At 59.7% G+C, this 16,133-nt stretch carries 14 protein-coding genes; 10 read left to right on the top strand and 4 right to left on the bottom strand.

Annotation, left to right across the window (positions count from 1 at the left end; translation table 11 throughout):
• Window positions 1-49: 49 nt before the first annotated feature.
• Window positions 50-1,060, bottom strand: a complete 1,011-nt coding sequence (locus LC094_RS10775) for an NAD-dependent epimerase/dehydratase family protein (protein WP_226552771.1) — start codon at window positions 1,058-1,060, stop codon at window positions 50-52.
• Window positions 1,061-1,072: 12 nt separating this feature from the next.
• Window positions 1,073-2,239, bottom strand: coding sequence for a nucleotide sugar dehydrogenase (locus tag LC094_RS10770; protein ID WP_226552769.1), 1,167 nt, complete (start codon window positions 2,237-2,239; stop codon window positions 1,073-1,075).
• 524 nt (window positions 2,240-2,763) lie between these two features.
• Between LC094_RS10770 and LC094_RS10765 the strand changes: the two genes are divergently transcribed.
• From LC094_RS10765 to LC094_RS10755, 3 genes are all read left to right on the top strand, one after another.
• Window positions 2,764-4,161, top strand: a complete 1,398-nt coding sequence (locus LC094_RS10765; protein WP_226552767.1) for a coniferyl aldehyde dehydrogenase — start codon at window positions 2,764-2,766, stop codon at window positions 4,159-4,161.
• A gap of 137 nt (window positions 4,162-4,298) precedes the next feature.
• Window positions 4,299-5,609, top strand: a complete 1,311-nt coding sequence (locus LC094_RS10760) for an esterase-like activity of phytase family protein (RefSeq protein ID WP_226552765.1) — start codon at window positions 4,299-4,301, stop codon at window positions 5,607-5,609.
• A 100-nt stretch (window positions 5,610-5,709) separates the two neighbouring features.
• On the top strand, window positions 5,710-7,050 hold the full coding sequence (locus LC094_RS10755; protein ID WP_264186455.1) for an anti-phage deoxyguanosine triphosphatase: 1,341 nt from the start codon (window positions 5,710-5,712) through the stop codon (window positions 7,048-7,050).
• 51 nt (window positions 7,051-7,101) lie between these two features.
• On the opposite strand, the gene ychF is transcribed toward LC094_RS10755, so the two are convergent.
• On the bottom strand, window positions 7,102-8,199 hold the full coding sequence (ychF, locus tag LC094_RS10750) for a redox-regulated ATPase YchF (RefSeq protein WP_226552761.1): 1,098 nt from the start codon (window positions 8,197-8,199) through the stop codon (window positions 7,102-7,104).
• A gap of 135 nt (window positions 8,200-8,334) precedes the next feature.
• Here ychF and LC094_RS10745 point away from each other — a divergent pair, with 135 nt between their 5' ends.
• Both LC094_RS10745 and trpA read left to right on the top strand, forming a co-directional pair.
• A complete protein-coding gene (locus LC094_RS10745) occupies window positions 8,335-8,748 on the top strand; it encodes a VOC family protein (RefSeq protein WP_226552753.1) in 414 nt (137 codons plus the stop codon).
• 111 nt (window positions 8,749-8,859) lie between these two features.
• Window positions 8,860-9,651 carry a tryptophan synthase subunit alpha gene (trpA, locus tag LC094_RS10740; RefSeq protein WP_226552751.1) on the top strand — a complete coding sequence of 264 codons (792 nt, stop codon included), beginning with the start codon at window positions 8,860-8,862 and terminating at the stop codon, window positions 9,649-9,651.
• A gap of 4 nt (window positions 9,652-9,655) precedes the next feature.
• Here the strand turns inward: trpA and LC094_RS10735 are convergent, their stop codons facing one another.
• Window positions 9,656-10,006 (bottom strand): winged helix-turn-helix transcriptional regulator, encoded by a 351-nt coding sequence (locus tag LC094_RS10735; protein WP_226552749.1) that lies wholly within the window; start codon window positions 10,004-10,006, stop codon window positions 9,656-9,658.
• A gap of 94 nt (window positions 10,007-10,100) precedes the next feature.
• Here LC094_RS10735 and LC094_RS10730 point away from each other — a divergent pair, with 94 nt between their 5' ends.
• The 5 genes from LC094_RS10730 to LC094_RS10710 all read left to right on the top strand — a co-directional run bounded on the left by LC094_RS10730 (window position 10,101) and on the right by LC094_RS10710 (window position 16,117).
• Entirely contained in the window at window positions 10,101-11,111 is a 1,011-nt protein-coding gene (locus LC094_RS10730) for an NAD(P)H-binding protein (RefSeq protein WP_264186454.1), read from the top strand.
• Window positions 11,112-11,425: 314 nt separating this feature from the next.
• Window positions 11,426-12,520, top strand: coding sequence for a carboxynorspermidine decarboxylase (gene nspC, locus LC094_RS10725; RefSeq protein WP_226552745.1), 1,095 nt, complete (start codon window positions 11,426-11,428; stop codon window positions 12,518-12,520).
• Window positions 12,521-12,565: 45 nt separating this feature from the next.
• Window positions 12,566-13,810 (top strand): saccharopine dehydrogenase family protein, encoded by a 1,245-nt coding sequence (locus tag LC094_RS10720; protein ID WP_226552743.1) that lies wholly within the window; start codon window positions 12,566-12,568, stop codon window positions 13,808-13,810.
• A 129-nt stretch (window positions 13,811-13,939) separates the two neighbouring features.
• Window positions 13,940-14,842, top strand: a complete 903-nt coding sequence (locus LC094_RS10715) for a hypothetical protein (protein ID WP_226552741.1) — start codon at window positions 13,940-13,942, stop codon at window positions 14,840-14,842.
• A gap of 111 nt (window positions 14,843-14,953) precedes the next feature.
• Window positions 14,954-16,117: an alpha-hydroxy acid oxidase gene (locus tag LC094_RS10710; protein WP_226552739.1), complete on the top strand. Its 1,164-nt coding sequence runs from the start codon at window positions 14,954-14,956 to the stop codon at window positions 16,115-16,117.
• The last annotated feature ends 16 nt before the right edge of the window (window positions 16,118-16,133 follow it).

The following is a 16,133-nucleotide window of genomic DNA, read 5'->3' as shown; positions in this document are numbered from 1 at the left end:
AGACACAAGGCAAAATCTCACGTCATATCGCACGGAAAAGCGTCGGCGATCAGGCGTTGTAATATTGCCGATACCAGCGCACGAAATTGGCGACGCCTTCGGGCACGGAGGTTTTCGGGGCGTAGCCTGTCAGGCGTTTGAGCAAAGAGGCGTCGGCCCAGGTCGCGGGCACGTCGCCCGGCTGCATTTCCATCAGGTTGCGTTCGGCGGTCTGGCCGGTCGCAGCCTCGATGGCGGCGATGAAATCGGTGAGCTGCACGGCGTCCGAGTTGCCGATGTTCACCACGCGGTAGGGCGCCACGGGCGAGAGGCTGTCGCCCTCTTCGACCACGCCGTCTTCGGGCCGCACGGGCACCGCGTCGATCAACAGGCGAATGGCATGCACGAGGTCTTCGACATAGGTGAAATCGCGCTTCATATCGCCGTAATTGTAGACGTCGATGGGCTTACCTTCGAGGATCGCCTTGGTGAATTTGAAGAGCGCCATGTCGGGCCGCCCCCAAGGGCCATAGACCGTGAAAAAGCGGAACATGGTGATCGGCAGGCCGAAGAGATGCGCGTAGCTGTGCGCCATGCTTTCAGTTGATTTTTTCGTCGCCGCATAGAAGGACATCTGATGATCTGCCTTCACCACCTCCTGATAGGGCATCACGGTGTTGGCGCCGTAGGCCGATGAGGTCGAGGCCAAGAGCATGTGTTTGGGCGGATGGGCCCGCGCGGCCTCCAGCAATTCAAAAGTGCCGATGATGTTGCTCTCAAGGTAAGACCGCGGGTTCTCGATCGAATAGCGCACCCCCGCCTGCGCCGCGAGGTGGATCACCACATCGGGCTTTTCCTCTGCGAACAGCGACATCAACAGGCCGGGGGTTTCGACCTTGTCATGCACGGAGCGGTAGCCCTCGTAGGCCGACAAAGTCTCTTCGCGGCGCTCTTTCAAAGCCACATCGTAGTAATCCGACAGGCAGTCGAGACCGATAACGCGCCAGCCCTCTTCCAAAAGAGTGCGACAGACGAAAGAGCCAATGAACCCGGCGGCGCCGGTGACGAGAGCGGTAGGCATGGGGGGCAGTCCTTAGTCGGCGTGGAACAGGTCGCGGGTGAAAATCTTGTCCGCAACATCTTCAACATCATCGGTCATACGATTGGCGATGATGACATCGGCCTCCGATTTGAACGCATCCAGATCTCGTACCACGCGCGAGCCAAAGAAATCGTCGTCCTCGAGCACCGGCTCATAGACGATCACTTCGATGCCCTTGGCCTTGATCCGCTTCATGATGCCCTGAATCGACGACTGGCGGAAATTGTCCGAGCCCGCTTTCATCACGAGGCGGTAGACGCCCACGACCTTCGGGCCTTTGGCGATGATCCGGTCGGCGAGGAAATCCTTGCGCGTGCGGTTGGTCTCGACGATGGCCGCGATCAGATTTTGCGGCACTTCGGAATAGTTGGCGAGCAACTGTTTGGTGTCTTTCGGCAGGCAATAGCCGCCGTAGCCAAACGACGGGTTGTTGTAATGGCTGCCGATGCGCGGATCCAAGCCGATGCCGTCGATGATCTGACGCGTATCCATGCCGCGCGCCATGGCGTAGCTGTCCAATTCGTTGAAGAACGCGACGCGCATGGCGAGGTAGGTGTTGGCGAAAAGCTTGATCGCCTCGGCCTCATCGGCATCGGTGAAGAGCACCGGCACATCCTTGTCCACGGCGCCCTCGACCAGGAGATCGGCAAAGGTGCGGGCACGGTCCGATTGCTCACCCACGATGATCCGGCTGGGATGCAGGTTGTCGTAGAGTGCACGGCCTTCGCGCAGGAATTCCGGCGAAAAGATCACTTGATCCGTGTTCATCTCTGCCCGCACGCGGGTGACGAAACCGACGGGGATGGTCGATTTCACCACGATGGTCGCCGTCGGGTTCACCGCGATGACCTGTGCGATCACGGCTTCCACCGAGGAGGTGTCGAAATAATTCGACTTTTCATCGTAATTCGTGGGCGTTGCCACGATGACGAAATCCGCGCCGGTGTAGGCCGAGGCCCCGTCCGTCGTGGCCGACAGGTTCAGCTCTTTGTGGGCAAGGAAATCCTCAAGCTCGGCATCGACAATCGGCGACTTGCGCGCGTTGACCATCTGAACACGGCTCTCGGAAATATCCACCGCGACAACCTCATGATGCTGCGCGAGCAAAACCGCGTTCGACATCCCCACATAGCCGATCCCGGCAACCGCAATCTTCATCCCTGAACCCTTGCACAACTCTCTTCAGGCTTATGCTAATGGATGCGGTTCCGGTAATCCAGAGATCAGTTGGAATGTGCTTCTAAAGCGTTTTTCGTTTAATCTGTTTCAGATTGAGCGCAAAACGTAGCCACACTGAATTGATATTGCTGCGTTTCTCAAAAATTGAGTGCCTCAAGTTTTTTGAGAAACGCTTTATTTGCAGAGTTTTTAGGCAGTTCGATCATGGGGTGGCATGCCATCCCTCGTTGCGTCACAGCGCTTTCGCAGAGTTGTCACCTGTCTGAGACATTTTGTCCTTACCAGCGCATCAGAGCCATCTGTGTGTTGTTTGGGGGACCCGCGACATGACCGAGATTAGACCTTTCGCCTTTGTGCTGGGCTGTTTGTGGGAGCCGTCGCGCAACGGGTTTCGCGCCACGTTACGCCGCGCCCTGAGCCGCAACGGCGTCTGAGCGCTCCGGCGGGCCTTTTTCTTGCCCATCTTTTCTGGCTGAATGCCCGAAACGATGCGAGAGGCCGACATGACCGCCCAAATAACCGAGATGTTCCGCCGCCAAAAGACCGCCCAACGCGGTCAGCCGGTTGTCGATCTGGACCTGCGGCTGGACCGTTTGACGCGGTTGCAAGAGGCCCTGCTCTCGGCCGAACCCGCGCTGATTGCGGCGATGTCCGATGATTTTTCCCATCGCCCCGCGATCGAAAGCCGCCTCTACGACATCGACTTGGTTCTGGGCGAGATTCGCCAGGCCAAGAAACATTTGAAACGCTGGATGCGGGTGCGTCGCGCGCCTGTGCCGCTTGTGTACAAACCCGCCCGCGCCGAAATCCGACCGCAACCGCTGGGCGTTGTCGGCATCATCTCGCCGTGGAATTTCCCGGTGCAGCTTGCGCTGGCGCCGATGGTCGCGGCCTTGGCGGCGGGCAATCGCGTGATGCTCAAACCCTCTGAATTGACGCCCCGCACCTCTGCGGCTTTGGCCGAGATGCTCTCAGGCGCTTTTTCCCCCGAAGAGGTCACGACCGTCACCGGCGGGCCGGAGATCGCAGAGGCGTTTTCGGCCCTGCCCTTCGATCATCTGTTCTTCACCGGCTCCACCTCGGTCGGGCGCAAGGTGGCCGAAGCGGCGGCGCGCAATCTCACACCTGTCACCTTGGAGCTGGGCGGCAAAAGCCCCGCCGTCATCATGCCCCATGCCGATCTCGACCGCGCGGGGCGGCGGATTGCCTGGGGCAAGGCGATGAATGCCGGGCAGGTTTGCGTGGCGCCCGATTACGTTTTGGTGCCGCGCAAAAAGATGCTGTCCATGGCGGATGCGATCATGGGCGGTTTCATGCATTTCTTTCCGGATGGGCCTGAAAGCGCCGATTACGCCGCGATCATTTCCGAACGCCATCACGCCCGCCTGACCGCCATGCTGGCGGAGGCCGAAGCGCAAGGCGCGCAAGTCTTCCGCCTCGAAGGAGCCACAGGCAACGCCCGCAAATTCGCCCCCGCCGTGGTGCTTAATCCGCCGCAAGACATCGCCCTGATGCAGGAAGAAATCTTTGGCCCGATCCTGCCGCTTATCCCCTATGACGACCCGCAAGAGGCATTGGATTTCGTCGCCGCCCGCGACCATCCGCTGGCGCTTTATGTCTTCTCGGACGACAAGGACGAGCAAGCGCTTTGGCTCGAGAATTCCATCTCCGGCGGCGTGACGGTGAACGATGTTGCGATCCATGTGGGTTTTGGCACGCTTCCCTTCGGCGGCGTCGGCGCCTCCGGTCAGGGCAGCTATCATGGTCGCGCTGGATTTGAGACCTTCAGCCACCTGAAACCCGTGGTGCGTCAGGCCAAGCGCAACGCCATGGCACTGGCCGAGCCGCCCTTCAAAGGCTGGCGCAAACGCGCTTTGGGGATGATGCGCAAGCTGATGTAAAGCTGTCACGCAAGTTTTGTGGGATTTTGACCAAACGGTCGCAAATCCGTTGCGTTTCTTCGGTTCTTTGCGCGCATCGCTTTGGGCCGCATGGGTGCCCGAGCGCAAAAGAAACGCATCACACACAGGACAGTGACATGACCAAGACCGTTTACGGTGCAGCCCTTGCGGCCCTCATGCTTGCCGGCGCAGCCCAAGCCCAAGAGGCCTTCCCCGCCACGCTCAAGGCCCAAGCCGAGCTTTCCGGCCACACTTTTGTTCCCGCCCCCGAAGGCGCTTCTGCCTATTACAATACCTCCGGCCGCTTCACCAATGGCGCGCGCAATGAGGCGCTTTACAGCAATTTCCAAGAGGCCACCGGCCTGTCGCTGCCCTTCCCCGGCCAGCCGCTTCAGGGGTTTTCCGGCATCCGGTCCATGGGGGACGACCGTTTCCTCGTGCTGACGGACAATGGCTTTGGCACGAAAGCCAATTCGTCGGACATCGTCCTGATGTTCAACATCGTCAAAGTCGATTGGGAGACCGGTCGCGTTGGCATCGAAAAAACGATCCAACTGTCCGACCCGGACCACGTCGTCCCCTTCCCGATCATGAACGAAGCCACCGAGGCCCGCACGCTCACGGGCGCGGATTTCGATCTCGAATCCATCCAGCCGGTTGGTGAAAATTTCTGGATCGGTGACGAATTCGGTCCGTGGATCATCGAAGTGAACGGCGCGGGCGAAGTGCTCCGCGTGCTGGCGACCGAGCCGGGCGGCCAATTGATCCAATCGCCCGACAACTTCTTTGTCGCCACGCCGAACCCCGGCGGCGCCCTGCCCGAGACCGTCGTCTCCTACCGCTCCGGCGGCTATGAGGGCATGGCTTTGTCCGAGGATATGAAAACGCTTTATCCGCTGTTGGAAAAGCCGGTCTATGACCCGGAAACCGGTGGCAAGAAACATGTCGGCGGCAAGCCGGTTCTGTCGATGTTCGAGCTGTCCACCGAGACCGGTGCATGGGCCGACACGGTGCGCTATTTCCCGCTTGAGGACGAAAACCATGCCATCGGCGATTTCAACCTGATCGAAGGCACCCGTGGCCTGATCATCGAGCGCGACAACTTCCAAGGCGACCCGCGCGAGGGCTGGTCCGAGCAACCGGCGATGTTCAAACGCATCTATCTCATCGATCTGGAGCGGATGGATGAGAACAATGTCCTGGAGAAAATCGCCTATATCGACCTGATGAACATTCAGGACCCGGACGGCATCGCGCCGCGTGGCACGATGGATGGGGTCTACACCTTCCCCTATTTCACCATCGAGGATGTGGATCGTGTCGATGAAACCACCATCGTCGTCGCCAATGACAACAACTACCCCTTCTCGACCGGTCGCCAGCAAGGCCGGGTTGACGACAACGAGATGATCCTTCTCGACGTCGCCGAGTTTTTGAAGGCGGAATAATTACTGCCCCGGAGCGGCCTCCCCGTCGCTCCGGGGTTTCCCCATCTGGCCTTCCCGCGTCGTGCCCCATATGGTGCGCGCAAACCACGAGGAGGCGCAGATGTGGCTTGAACGCAGAGAGACATGGAGCGGACATTCCGAAGACGCGCGCGGTGCGGGCGATGTGGATTATGCCCGTGTGATCCATTCCGCCTCCTTTCGGCGACTTCAGGGCAAGACGCAGATCCTCAATCTGGGCGACAGCGATTTCTATCGCACCCGTCTGACGCATTCTCTGGAAGTCGCGCAGATCGCCGGAGGTCTGGCGCGGCAGTTGGAGCAAAGCTTTCCCCTACATCCCGCCACCGCCCATCTGCCGGATCGCTCGATGATCCATGCCGTGGGTTGTTCGCATGATCTGGGCCATCCGCCCTTTGGTCACGGCGGCGAGGTGGCGCTGAATTACTGCATGCGCGAAGCGGGCGGCTTCGAGGGCAATGGTCAAAGCCTGCGTATTTTGTCACGTTTGGAAAGCTTTTCGGCGCAGAGCGGTGCCAACCTCACCCGGCGCAGCCTTTTGGGCCTGTTGAAATACCCGGTTTCTTACACCCAAGCCCGCACTTCCGCGCTTAGGCCCAAATTGAGCGACGGCCCCGACACGCTCAAACTCATCGACACGGAGGCCTCAACGCCGCCCAAATGTTACCTCGACAGCGAGCAAGACGTGGTCGAGTGGGTGCTGTCACCGCTCTCGCCCGAAGACCGCGCGGCGTTTTGTGCCATGGGGCCAGTGGAGGCCGGGAAACACCGCAAGGCGCTGCATAAATCCTTTGATTGCAGCATCATGGATCTGGCCGATGACATCGCCTACGGGGTGCACGATCTGGAGGACGCGATTGCGCTCACGCTTTTGACGCGCGAGGACTTTGTGGCGCATGCGCCCGCCGAAACCCTTGGCGATTTCCTTGACTGGTTGAAGGAAAACAAACGCGAGGAGTTCGGCAATGACGTCTACGGCCAGATGCTCGACGGGCTGTTCGGCGGACGCGACACCCGCAAGCGGTTTATTTCGCGGTTTGTGAATTATCTGATCACCGCCGTCGAATACACCGAAGTGACTGAATTCAACGAACCGCTCCTACGCTATCGCGCCAGCCTGCCCGCCGCGCGGCGTCCGGTGTTGAAGGCGCTGAAGGATTTGGTGTTCAAAGTGGTGATCAAAAGCCCCAACGTGCAGCAGCTCGAATTCAAGGGCCAGCAAATGGTGGTCTCTGTGTTTGAGGCGCTCTGTTCCGATCCCGAGCGGCTTTTGCCCCGCGATCATCAGGAACGCTATGCGGAGGCCAAGGGCGATCTGCGGGTGATCTGCGACTATGTGGCGAGCATGACGGATGCAGCGTTGCTCAAGACCTATGAGCGGCTGTTTGCGCCGCGCATGGGATCGGTGTTCGACCGGCTTTAAACGAAAAAGGCGGCCCGAAGACCGCCTTTCCAAATCTCGCTGCAACCCCGATCAGGTGTTGAACAGGAAGTGCATCACATCGCCGTCTTGCACGATGTAGCCTTTGCCTTCGGCGCGCATCTTGCCCGCTTCTTTCGCGCCAGCTTCGCCCTTGCAGGCGATGAAATCGTCATAGGCGATGGTCTCAGCCCGGATGAAGCCACGCTCAAAGTCACCATGGATCACACCGGCGGCCTGCGGTGCGGCGGTGCCTTTGGTGATGGTCCAGGCGCGGGCCTCTTTCGGGCCGACCGTGAAGTAGGTCTCAAGGTGCAACAGCTCGTAGCCCGCCCGGATCAGACGGTCGAGACCGGCCTCGTGCAGACCCAGTTCCTCAAGGAACATCTCGGCTTCGTCGCCTTCGAGCTGGGAAATTTCTTCCTCGATCTTGGCGGAGATCACCACGGTGCCTGCGCCCTGCTCTTCGGCCATTTTCGCGACCGCGTCAGAGAAGGCGTTGCCCTTGGCGGCGTTCTCTTCCTCGACGTTGCAGACGTAAAGGATCGGCTTTTGCGTCAGAAGTTGCAGCATGTTCCACTGCTTGCGCTCTTCCTCGGTGATCTCGACGGTGCGGGCCGGTTTGTCGGCCTCCAGAGCCGCCTGCGCGCGCGCCAGAAGATCGTCCTGAAGCTTGGCCTCTTTGTCGTTGCCCTTGAGTTTGCGCACAAGGTTGGCGCGACGTTTGGCGATGCTTTCCAGATCGGCGAGCATCAGCTCCATCTCGATCACCTGCGCATCGTCCACCGGATCGACGCGGCCCTCGACGTGGGTCACGTCACCGTCCTCGAAACAGCGCACGACGTGAGCGATGGCGTCACACTCGCGAATATTTGCCAGGAACTGGTTGCCGAGGCCCTCACCCTTGGAGGCGCCTTTCACCAGACCCGCGATGTCGACGAAAGACATGCGTGTCGGGATGATCTGTTTCGAGCCGGCGATCTCTGCCAGCTTGTCCAAACGCGGGTCCGGCACCGCCACGTCGCCCACGTTGGGCTCGATGGTACAGAACGGAAAGTTCGCCGCCTGCGCCGCGGCGGTTTTGGTCAGCGCATTGAAAAGCGTCGATTTGCCCACGTTCGGCAGACCGACGATGCCCATCTTGAAGCCCATTGCGGCCTCCTTTGTTCGAAAGTCCTAGGCTGTCTAAGGCCCAACGCAGCCTCGCGCAAGCCGCGCTTTGCGGGAATCGTGCAACAGGCGTATCCTGACAGATGAAATGTCAGGAGAAATGATGGGGAGGCTGTCATGATCACACCGTATTTGCATTTCGAAGGCCATTGCGAAGAGGCCATGCGCGCCTACGCCCAGGTGTTGGGCGGCGATCTCGACCTCATGCGCTACAAAGACATGCCCGAGGCGCCCGAAGGCTACGCCCATTCCGAAGCCATCATGCATGCCGCGCTGATGTCGCCCTATGGCGATCTCATGGCCTCGGACTACCCGCCGCATGTCGCGTCCAAACCGCAATCTTCGGTCTCCGTCACCGTCTCCACCGACACGGTCGCCGACGGGCGGCGTATTTTCGGCGCTTTGGTCGAGGGCGGCGTGCCGACGATGGAATATGGTCCCTCCTTCTTTTCGCCGGGCTTTGGCATGTGTGTGGATCGGTTCGGCACAAGTTGGATCATCATGACCACGCCCGCGAAACCGGCAGGTTGAGGCTGGCCTGAGCCTCTGAACCCTTTGAGGCCGCGATAAACGCGCTGCCCCCTTGCTCTTGCCCCGCATTTGTTGCACTCCCTTTTGCGCAAGCTAATGGAGTGCCGCCACATGACCCGTATCGACGCCAAATTCGCCGAATTGAAAGCCGCCGGAAAGAAAGCTTTCGTCGCTTATGTCATGGCGGGCGATCCGGATGAGGCGAAGTCTCTCGAAATCGTCAAGGCGCTGCCCGAGGCCGGTGTCGACATCATCGAGCTGGGCCTGCCCTTCACCGATCCGATGGCCGACGGCCCGACCATTCAGCTGGCCGGTCAACGCGCGCTGGATCAGGGCATGACGCTGAACAAGACGCTCGGCTTGGCGAAAGAATTCCGCAAAACCGACACAACCACGCCGATCGTTCTGATGGGCTATTACAACCCGATTTATTCGCATGGCGTGGATCAGTTTTTGGCCGATGCGGTCGAGGCCGGGATCGACGGGTTGATCGTCGTGGATCTGCCGCCCGAGGAAGACGACGAGCTCTGCATTCCGGCACAGAAAGCGGGGCTGAACTTCATCCGTCTGGCAACCCCCACGACCGATGACAAACGCCTGCCGACCGTGCTGCAAAACACCTCCGGCTTTGTTTATTACGTCTCGGTGACCGGGACCACCGGGGCCGCCGCCGCGTCGGGCGCCGATGTCGCCCCGGAAGTGGCGCGGATCAAGGCCAAGACCGACCTGCCGGTGATCGTGGGCTTTGGCGTGCGCACACCGGAAAAGGCCGAAGAGATCGCCGCGGTCGCCGACGGCACCGTGGTCGGCTCAGCCATCGTCAGCGAGATCGCAGAAGGCAAATCGGTCGAAGAGGTTGCAGCCTATGTGAAGTCCTTGGCGGATGGCGCGCATCGCGCGTGACGCTTTAGGCTTCTGAATTTTCAGCCCATTCATAGAGCTGTGCGATGATCTCGCGCAGCTCTATGCCTTTCTGGGTCAGCGCATAATGCACCTCAGGCGGCGCCGCGCGCACCTCCTGACGCGTGACCAACCCACGCGCCACCAGCCCCGCAAGCCGCTCACTCAGCACCTTCGGCGAAATCCCCGGCAAACGGTCCTGTAAAGCGCCATAGCGCAGCGATCCCTCGCTCAAGTGCCAAAGGATCATCGCATTCCAGCGGTGACCAAGAAAGGCGAGCCAGTCCTCCGCCCCACAGCTCTCCGGCCCCGGAGGCCGGGTCGGACACTGTGCGAAAGAGGAATCGGAGGTCGTCATGGCGCTTCCCGTTTGGTGAGTGATGAGTCGCCATGCTTTGTGGCCGTTCCGCCCAACATGGCGGGGAAGACCAGTGAAAGACAAGGCAAGACAAATGAACCACATTTTGATCGTCGGCGGCACCGGGCACGTCGGACGTTTGATCGCGACGCGGATTCTGGCGACAGGCGCAGCAAGCCTGCACCTCGGCGGGCGCGACATGACAAAAGCAACACATCTGGCGCGAAAGCTCGGTTGTGCCGCCACGCATGTTGATCTGAATGACCCGGCCAGCTGGGACAAGGCGCTTATGGGCATCGACACGGTGATCACCTGTATCGACGCCCCCGATGCCGACTTTGCCCGCACCGTTCTCACAGGTGGGCTGCGCTATATCGACATCTCCGCGACGGACGCCGTTTTGCGTCGGATCGAAGATCTGGACCCTTTGGCTCGCGAAAACGGCGGGCTGGCCGTGCTGTCCGTCGGCTTGGCTCCGGGGTTGAGTACGCTCTTGGCAGAAGCCGCCTGTGTCGGTTTTGACAGTGTCGATCTCCTGCGCATCCATGTCCTTTTGAGCGGCGGCGATGCCCATGGCGCGGCGGCGATCGACTGGACGCTCGACAACCTGCGCGATCTGTCGCCGGGAGAGATCGAAAGGCTGCGCCCCGGCTCCGATGTGCCCGAAGTCCTCAGCATCCCGTTCGATTTTGCCGATCAACATGTGTTGCGCCGTCAGGGGCACACAAACGCCGCAACCCGGCTCGCGTTGATTTCGCCACTGATCACACGCAGCAGCCTGCGCCTGATGGCCACCCTTGCGCGGCGCCCCATTGGCCGTCGCCTGCTGCACTGGAGCCTGAGCCATCTGCGGATCGGTTCGGATCGCGCCGCCGTTGCAGTTCAGCTGCGTGGCCGGATTGAGGGGCAGGATGTAGAACGCTGGCGCCTGCTCGACGGGCGGCGAGAGGCGGAGATCACTGCGGCCGTGGCGGTCTTCGTCACCCTGGCGCTTGCGGGACGGACAGACTGCGGCGTGCATCACATCAATGAGCTCTGGACGCTGGACGATCTCGCGCCGCTCCTGCGTGACGAAGGGATCAGCCTGTTGCCAACCGAAACTTGAGAAAGCGACTGCCCTCATAAAGCGTCTCGCCGACCAGCGGCAAATGAGGGCATATGGGGGGCATATGGGGGCGGCGCACCTCAAGGGAATTCCCGGATCGCGCATGAGGCTCAGGATCGCAACCATGGGCACCCGGTCAAGCGCGCCCCGCGGACCACAGCATCAGGTTTTCGTCGCCCTTGTCCGCGCAGCTTCTCAGAAAACTGTCACATTTTATTGCCGATGTTTTTCTTGCCTCATCGGTTGAATCGCCCTAAGTGCAGCCCCCTAAAGCCGTTCCTTTTTGACCTTTGGGGGCCCGTTGGGGGAATGAGATGATCCAGACGCCGTATTACCTGATCGACAAGGCGCGCCTTCTTCCGAACATGGAAAAAATCGCCTGGCTGCGGGAAAACTCCGGGGCGAAGGCTTTGTTGGCGCTCAAGTGTTTCTCCACTTGGCCCGTGTTCGATTTCATGCGCGACTACATGGATGGGACCACGTCGTCCTCGCTCTATGAATTGCGCCTTGGGGCCGAGAAATTCGGCAAGGAAACCCATGCCTATTCCGTCGGATGGGCCGACAATGAGATCGACGAGGCGGTGAGCTACGCCGACAAGATCATCTTCAACTCGCTGGGCCAACTCGACCGCTTCGGCGACAAGGCCCGCGGCATCGCCACCGGCCTGCGCCTCAATCCGCGGTTCTCGACCTCAGGCTTTGATCTTGCCGACCCGGCGCGGCCCTTTTCGCGTCTGGGCGAATGGGACATGGCACGGCTTGAGATGGCCTCCGACCGCATCAATGGCGTGATGATCCACTATAATTGCGAGAATGATGACTTTGTCCTCTTTTCAGAGCAATTGAGCCGGATTGAACGCGATTTTGGTTCGTTTTTGAAAACTTTGGATTGGGTCTCTCTCGGCGGCGGCATTCATTTCACCGGCGAAAACTACCCGCTCGACAAGCTGGCGGATCGGCTGAAATCTTTCTCCGACGCGATGGGCGTGCAGGTCTATCTGGAACCCGGCGAGGCCTCGATCACCAAATCGACCACGCTCGAGGTTTCGGTGCTCGACATCATCGACAACGGTAAAAAGGTGGCCATCGTCGACAGCTCCATCGAAGCCCATATGCTCGATCTGCTGATCTACCGCGAAACTGCGAAACTACCGCAAAACGGCACGTATGAGTATCAGATCGCGGGCAAGACATGTCTGGCGGGCGACATCTTTGGCGATGCCAAATTCGACAAACCGCTCGAAATCGGGGATAAAATCTCCATCGACGATGCAGCCGGTTACACAATGGTTAAAAAGAACTGGTTTAACGGGGTGAAGATGCCGGGGATCGCCATTCGCGAACTCGACGGCTCCGTCAAACTGGTGCGTGACTTCGGTTACGAGGATTTCGTCGCAGCACTTGGCTAAGCGCTGCTCCATTCACCACCCGAAACGATAAGGGGGTCTCTACAGTTGAAACAGAACGTACTCATCATCGGCGCCGGCGGCGTCGCTCAGGTCGTCGCGCATAAATGCGCCCAAAACAACGATGTGCTTGGCGAAATTCATATCGCAAGCCGGACGCTTTCGAAATGCGAAGCGATCCTTGAGTCGGTCCGGGACAAGGCCGCGATGAAACAGGAGGGCGTTCTTGAGGCCCATCAGGTCAACGCGATGGACAGCAAAGCCGTCGCCGCCCTGATCGAGAAAATCGGCGCTCAGATCGTGATCAACGTGGGTTCCGCTTTCGTGAACATGACTGTGCTCGACGCCTGTATCGAGACGGGTGCGGCCTATATCGACACGGCCATTCACGAAGACCCGACAAAGATCTGCGAAACCCCGCCGTGGTATGGCAACTACGAGTGGAAGAAACGCGATCTCTGCGCCGAGAAGGGCGTCACCGCCATCCTCGGCGCGGGGTTCGATCCGGGGGTGGTGAACGCCTACGCGCGCTTTGCCATCGACATGATGGATGAGGTCAAGTCGATCGACATCGTCGACATCAACGCGGGTTCGCATGGCAAATATTTCGCCACGAACTTCGACCCGGAGATCAACTTCCGCGAATTCACCGGCGTCGTCTACTATTGGGAAGACGGCCAGTGGAAAGAGAAGAAAATGTTTGAGAGCGGGCACGATTGGGACCTGCCGGTCGTGGGCACCTGCCGCGCCTATCAGTCGGGCCACGATGAAGTGCACAGCCTCGCGACCAACTATCCGCAGGCCGATGTGCGCTTCTGGATGGGCTTTGGCGAGCATTACATCAACGTCTTCACCGTGTTGCAAAACCTCGGCCTTCTGTCCGAACAGCCGGTGAAAACCGCCGAAGGCCTCGAAGTTGTGCCGCTGAAAGTGGTCAAGGCCGTGCTGCCCGATCCCTCCTCTCTGGCGCCCAATTACGAGGGCAAGACCTGCATCGGCGATCTGGTCAAAGGCACCAAGGATGGCAAAGATTTCGAGGTCTTCGTCTACAACGTAGCGGACCACAAAGAGGCCTATAACGAGGTCGGCTCGCAGGGCATTTCCTACACCGCAGGCGTGCCGCCGGTGGCCGCCGCGATGCTCATCGCCTCTGGCGATTGGGACGCGGGCACGATGAAAAACGTCGAGGAACTGGACCCGAAACCGTTCTTTACCCTGCTCGACAAGATGGGTCTTCCGACCCGCGTGCAGATCGGCGGGCTTGGCGGCGAAGACAAGGCCTGGGACGCCTGATCGCGTTTTGACATCACGAGACTGAAAAAGCCCGCTTTTGGCGGGCTTTTTTTTCATCCCCATAGCGCGACTTAATCCTATGGAAAGGAGAATCACGGAGTCTCTGGCCACCTAAAAGCCGAGAGTCTCATGTCCGCATTGCGTAAGTTCCTCCTTCTGATCCTGACCCTCGGGCTACTGCCGGTTTGCCTGATTGCGGCAGAACCCGACACAGAGAGCGCATCCAATGCCGCCGTTTATGAACGCCAAATTCAATTGATCGGACGTCAAACTGCGCTTGCGCATCGTCTCGTCCGCAGCATGTGTTTTGTGCAGGCCGGCATCGATGTACCGCGAAATCGCACTCTGGTGTCCGACACGCGGCGCGAAGTCGCGGCCGCTTTTATGGCGCTCAAAGAGGGCGATCCCGCGCGCGGCATTGCCCCGATCAGCAATGGCAACATCCTGACCCAGCTCGGCTCCGCTGAAATGATCTGGAACGGGCTCGACAAGAAAGCGGCGGCTTTTCTGGCGGAGGGAATGCAGGATGAGGAGGTGTTGAAACTCACGTTCAAATCCCAGTCGCTCGAAAAGCTTTGGCGCAATGTGGCGCAATCTTTGGAGCTGAAAACCTCGGTCGAACTGCCCCCTGACCACCTGATGCGCAGCCGCCTCATTGCCACCGCTGGCGATCAAAGTCGGCTGCTGCAACTAGCGGGGAAGGACGCCTGTCTGATCTATCTCGATCAAGCTGAGGAGGCCAGTACCTCCCGTCGCGAAGACTTGGCGACGGACCTCTCGACCTTCAATCAGAACATCTTCAACCTGACCTTTACGCGGCCGGCGCAATCCGATGCGCCGCCCGTCCCCGCGCTTGAGCAAGCCGCCTTCAACACGTGGCAAAGCTGGGTAGGTCTTGAGCCCCTGTTCTATGCTCTGATCAACCCAAGCAATCAGGCCGCACTCCCCGCCCTGCTGCCGGAGCTGTCGTTCAGCATCGAGTATATGGACCTGCAATTGGTGGAAACGCTCGAGATTTTCATGGCGCTCTGAGCGGAGCCCCTGAAGACAGAGCCTTGGCGCCTTTCGAATTGCGCCTTGGAGTGCCTCGAAATTTGTGCGAATTGGTTATGCAATCAAACCAATTCGGCAAAGAAGAGTGATATGACGGTCATCACCAACATCAACGATCTGAAGCGGCTGCACAAACGGCGCACGCCGAAGATGTTCTACGACTATTGTGAAAGCGGGTCCTGGACCGAGCAGACCTTTCGCGAGAATGTGTCGGATTTCGACCAAATCCGCCTGCGCCAACGTGTTGCTGTTGATATGGAAGGCCGCTCCACCGCCACGAAAATGATCGGCCAGGACGTGGCCATGCCGGTTGCGCTGGCCCCCGTCGGCCTCACCGGCATGCAGCGTGCCGATGGCGAGATCAAAGCGGCGAAAGCGGCGGAGAAATTCGGCGTCCCCTTCACGCTCTCGACCATGTCGATCTGTTCGATCGAGGATGTGGCGGAACACACCAGCAAGCCTTTTTGGTTTCAGCTCTATGTGATGCGCGATCAGGACTTCCTGAAAAACATCATCCAGCGCGCCAAGGATGCAGGTGTCTCCGCCCTCGTTCTCACGCTCGATCTGCAAATCCTCGGCCAACGCCACAAGGACCTGAAAAACGGCCTCTCCGCCCCGCCGAAACTGACCCCTCCCGTGATCGCCGATCTGGCGACGAAATGGGGTTGGGGGCTTGAAATGCTCCAGACCAAACGCCGCAGCTTTGGCAATATCGTCGGCCACGCCAAAAACGTCGACGATCCGTCGTCGCTGTTCAAATGGACCGCCGAACAATTCGATCCGCGCCTCGACTGGGGTAAGATCGAAGCCATCAAAGAAATGTGGGGCGGGCCGCTGATCCTCAAGGGGGTGATGGAGCCGGAAGACGCCATCATGGCCGCCAAGGTCGGCTGCGATGCCATCGTCGTGTCGAACCACGGCGGGCGGCAGTTGGACGGCGCGCTGTCGTCAATCCGCGCGCTGCCGCCGATTTTGGACGCTGTGGGCGATCAGGTCGAGGTCCATATCGACAGCGGCATTCGCTCCGGTCAGGACGTGCTCAAGGCGATGGCGATGGGCGCGAAAGGCACCTATATCGGCCGCGCCTTTGTGCATGGCCTCGGCGCCATGGGCGAAGCTGGTGTGACCAAGGCGCTCGAAGTCATTCATAAGGAGATGGACATCTCCATGGCCCTTTGCGGGCGCAAACATATCGAGGATGTCGACCGCGACATCCTGCGTGTGCCGGAAGATTTCGCCGGACGCTGGGCCTAACGCCAAATGACGAGGC

It is taken from the genome of Celeribacter naphthalenivorans (genome assembly GCF_020524585.1).
Lineage (GTDB): Bacteria > Pseudomonadota > Alphaproteobacteria > Rhodobacterales > Rhodobacteraceae > Celeribacter > Celeribacter naphthalenivorans.
The sequence above is the reverse complement of the archived record's forward strand: the minus strand, read 5'-3'. Positions and strand labels throughout refer to the sequence as shown.

Bases quoted from the DNA above. Each gene is read 5' to 3' on its own strand.
- LC094_RS10775 (WP_226552771.1), bottom strand. From the start codon at position 1,060: ATGCCTACCGCTCTCGTCACCGGCGCCGCCGGGTTCATTGGCTCTTTC.
- LC094_RS10770 (WP_226552769.1), bottom strand. From the start codon at position 2,239: ATGAAGATTGCGGTTGCCGGGATCGGCTATGTGGGGATGTCGAACGCG.
- LC094_RS10765 (WP_226552767.1), top strand. From the start codon at position 2,764: ATGACCGCCCAAATAACCGAGATGTTCCGCCGCCAAAAGACCGCCCAA.
- LC094_RS10760 (WP_226552765.1), top strand. From the start codon at position 4,299: ATGACCAAGACCGTTTACGGTGCAGCCCTTGCGGCCCTCATGCTTGCC.
- LC094_RS10755 (WP_264186455.1), top strand. From the start codon at position 5,710: ATGTGGCTTGAACGCAGAGAGACATGGAGCGGACATTCCGAAGACGCG.
- ychF (WP_226552761.1), bottom strand. From the start codon at position 8,199: ATGGGCTTCAAGATGGGCATCGTCGGTCTGCCGAACGTGGGCAAATCG.
- LC094_RS10745 (WP_226552753.1), top strand. From the start codon at position 8,335: ATGATCACACCGTATTTGCATTTCGAAGGCCATTGCGAAGAGGCCATG.
- trpA (WP_226552751.1), top strand. From the start codon at position 8,860: ATGACCCGTATCGACGCCAAATTCGCCGAATTGAAAGCCGCCGGAAAG.
- LC094_RS10735 (WP_226552749.1), bottom strand. From the start codon at position 10,006: ATGACGACCTCCGATTCCTCTTTCGCACAGTGTCCGACCCGGCCTCCG.
- LC094_RS10730 (WP_264186454.1), top strand. From the start codon at position 10,101: ATGAACCACATTTTGATCGTCGGCGGCACCGGGCACGTCGGACGTTTG.
- nspC (WP_226552745.1), top strand. From the start codon at position 11,426: ATGATCCAGACGCCGTATTACCTGATCGACAAGGCGCGCCTTCTTCCG.
- LC094_RS10715 (WP_226552741.1), top strand. From the start codon at position 13,940: ATGTCCGCATTGCGTAAGTTCCTCCTTCTGATCCTGACCCTCGGGCTA.
- LC094_RS10710 (WP_226552739.1), top strand. From the start codon at position 14,954: ATGACGGTCATCACCAACATCAACGATCTGAAGCGGCTGCACAAACGG.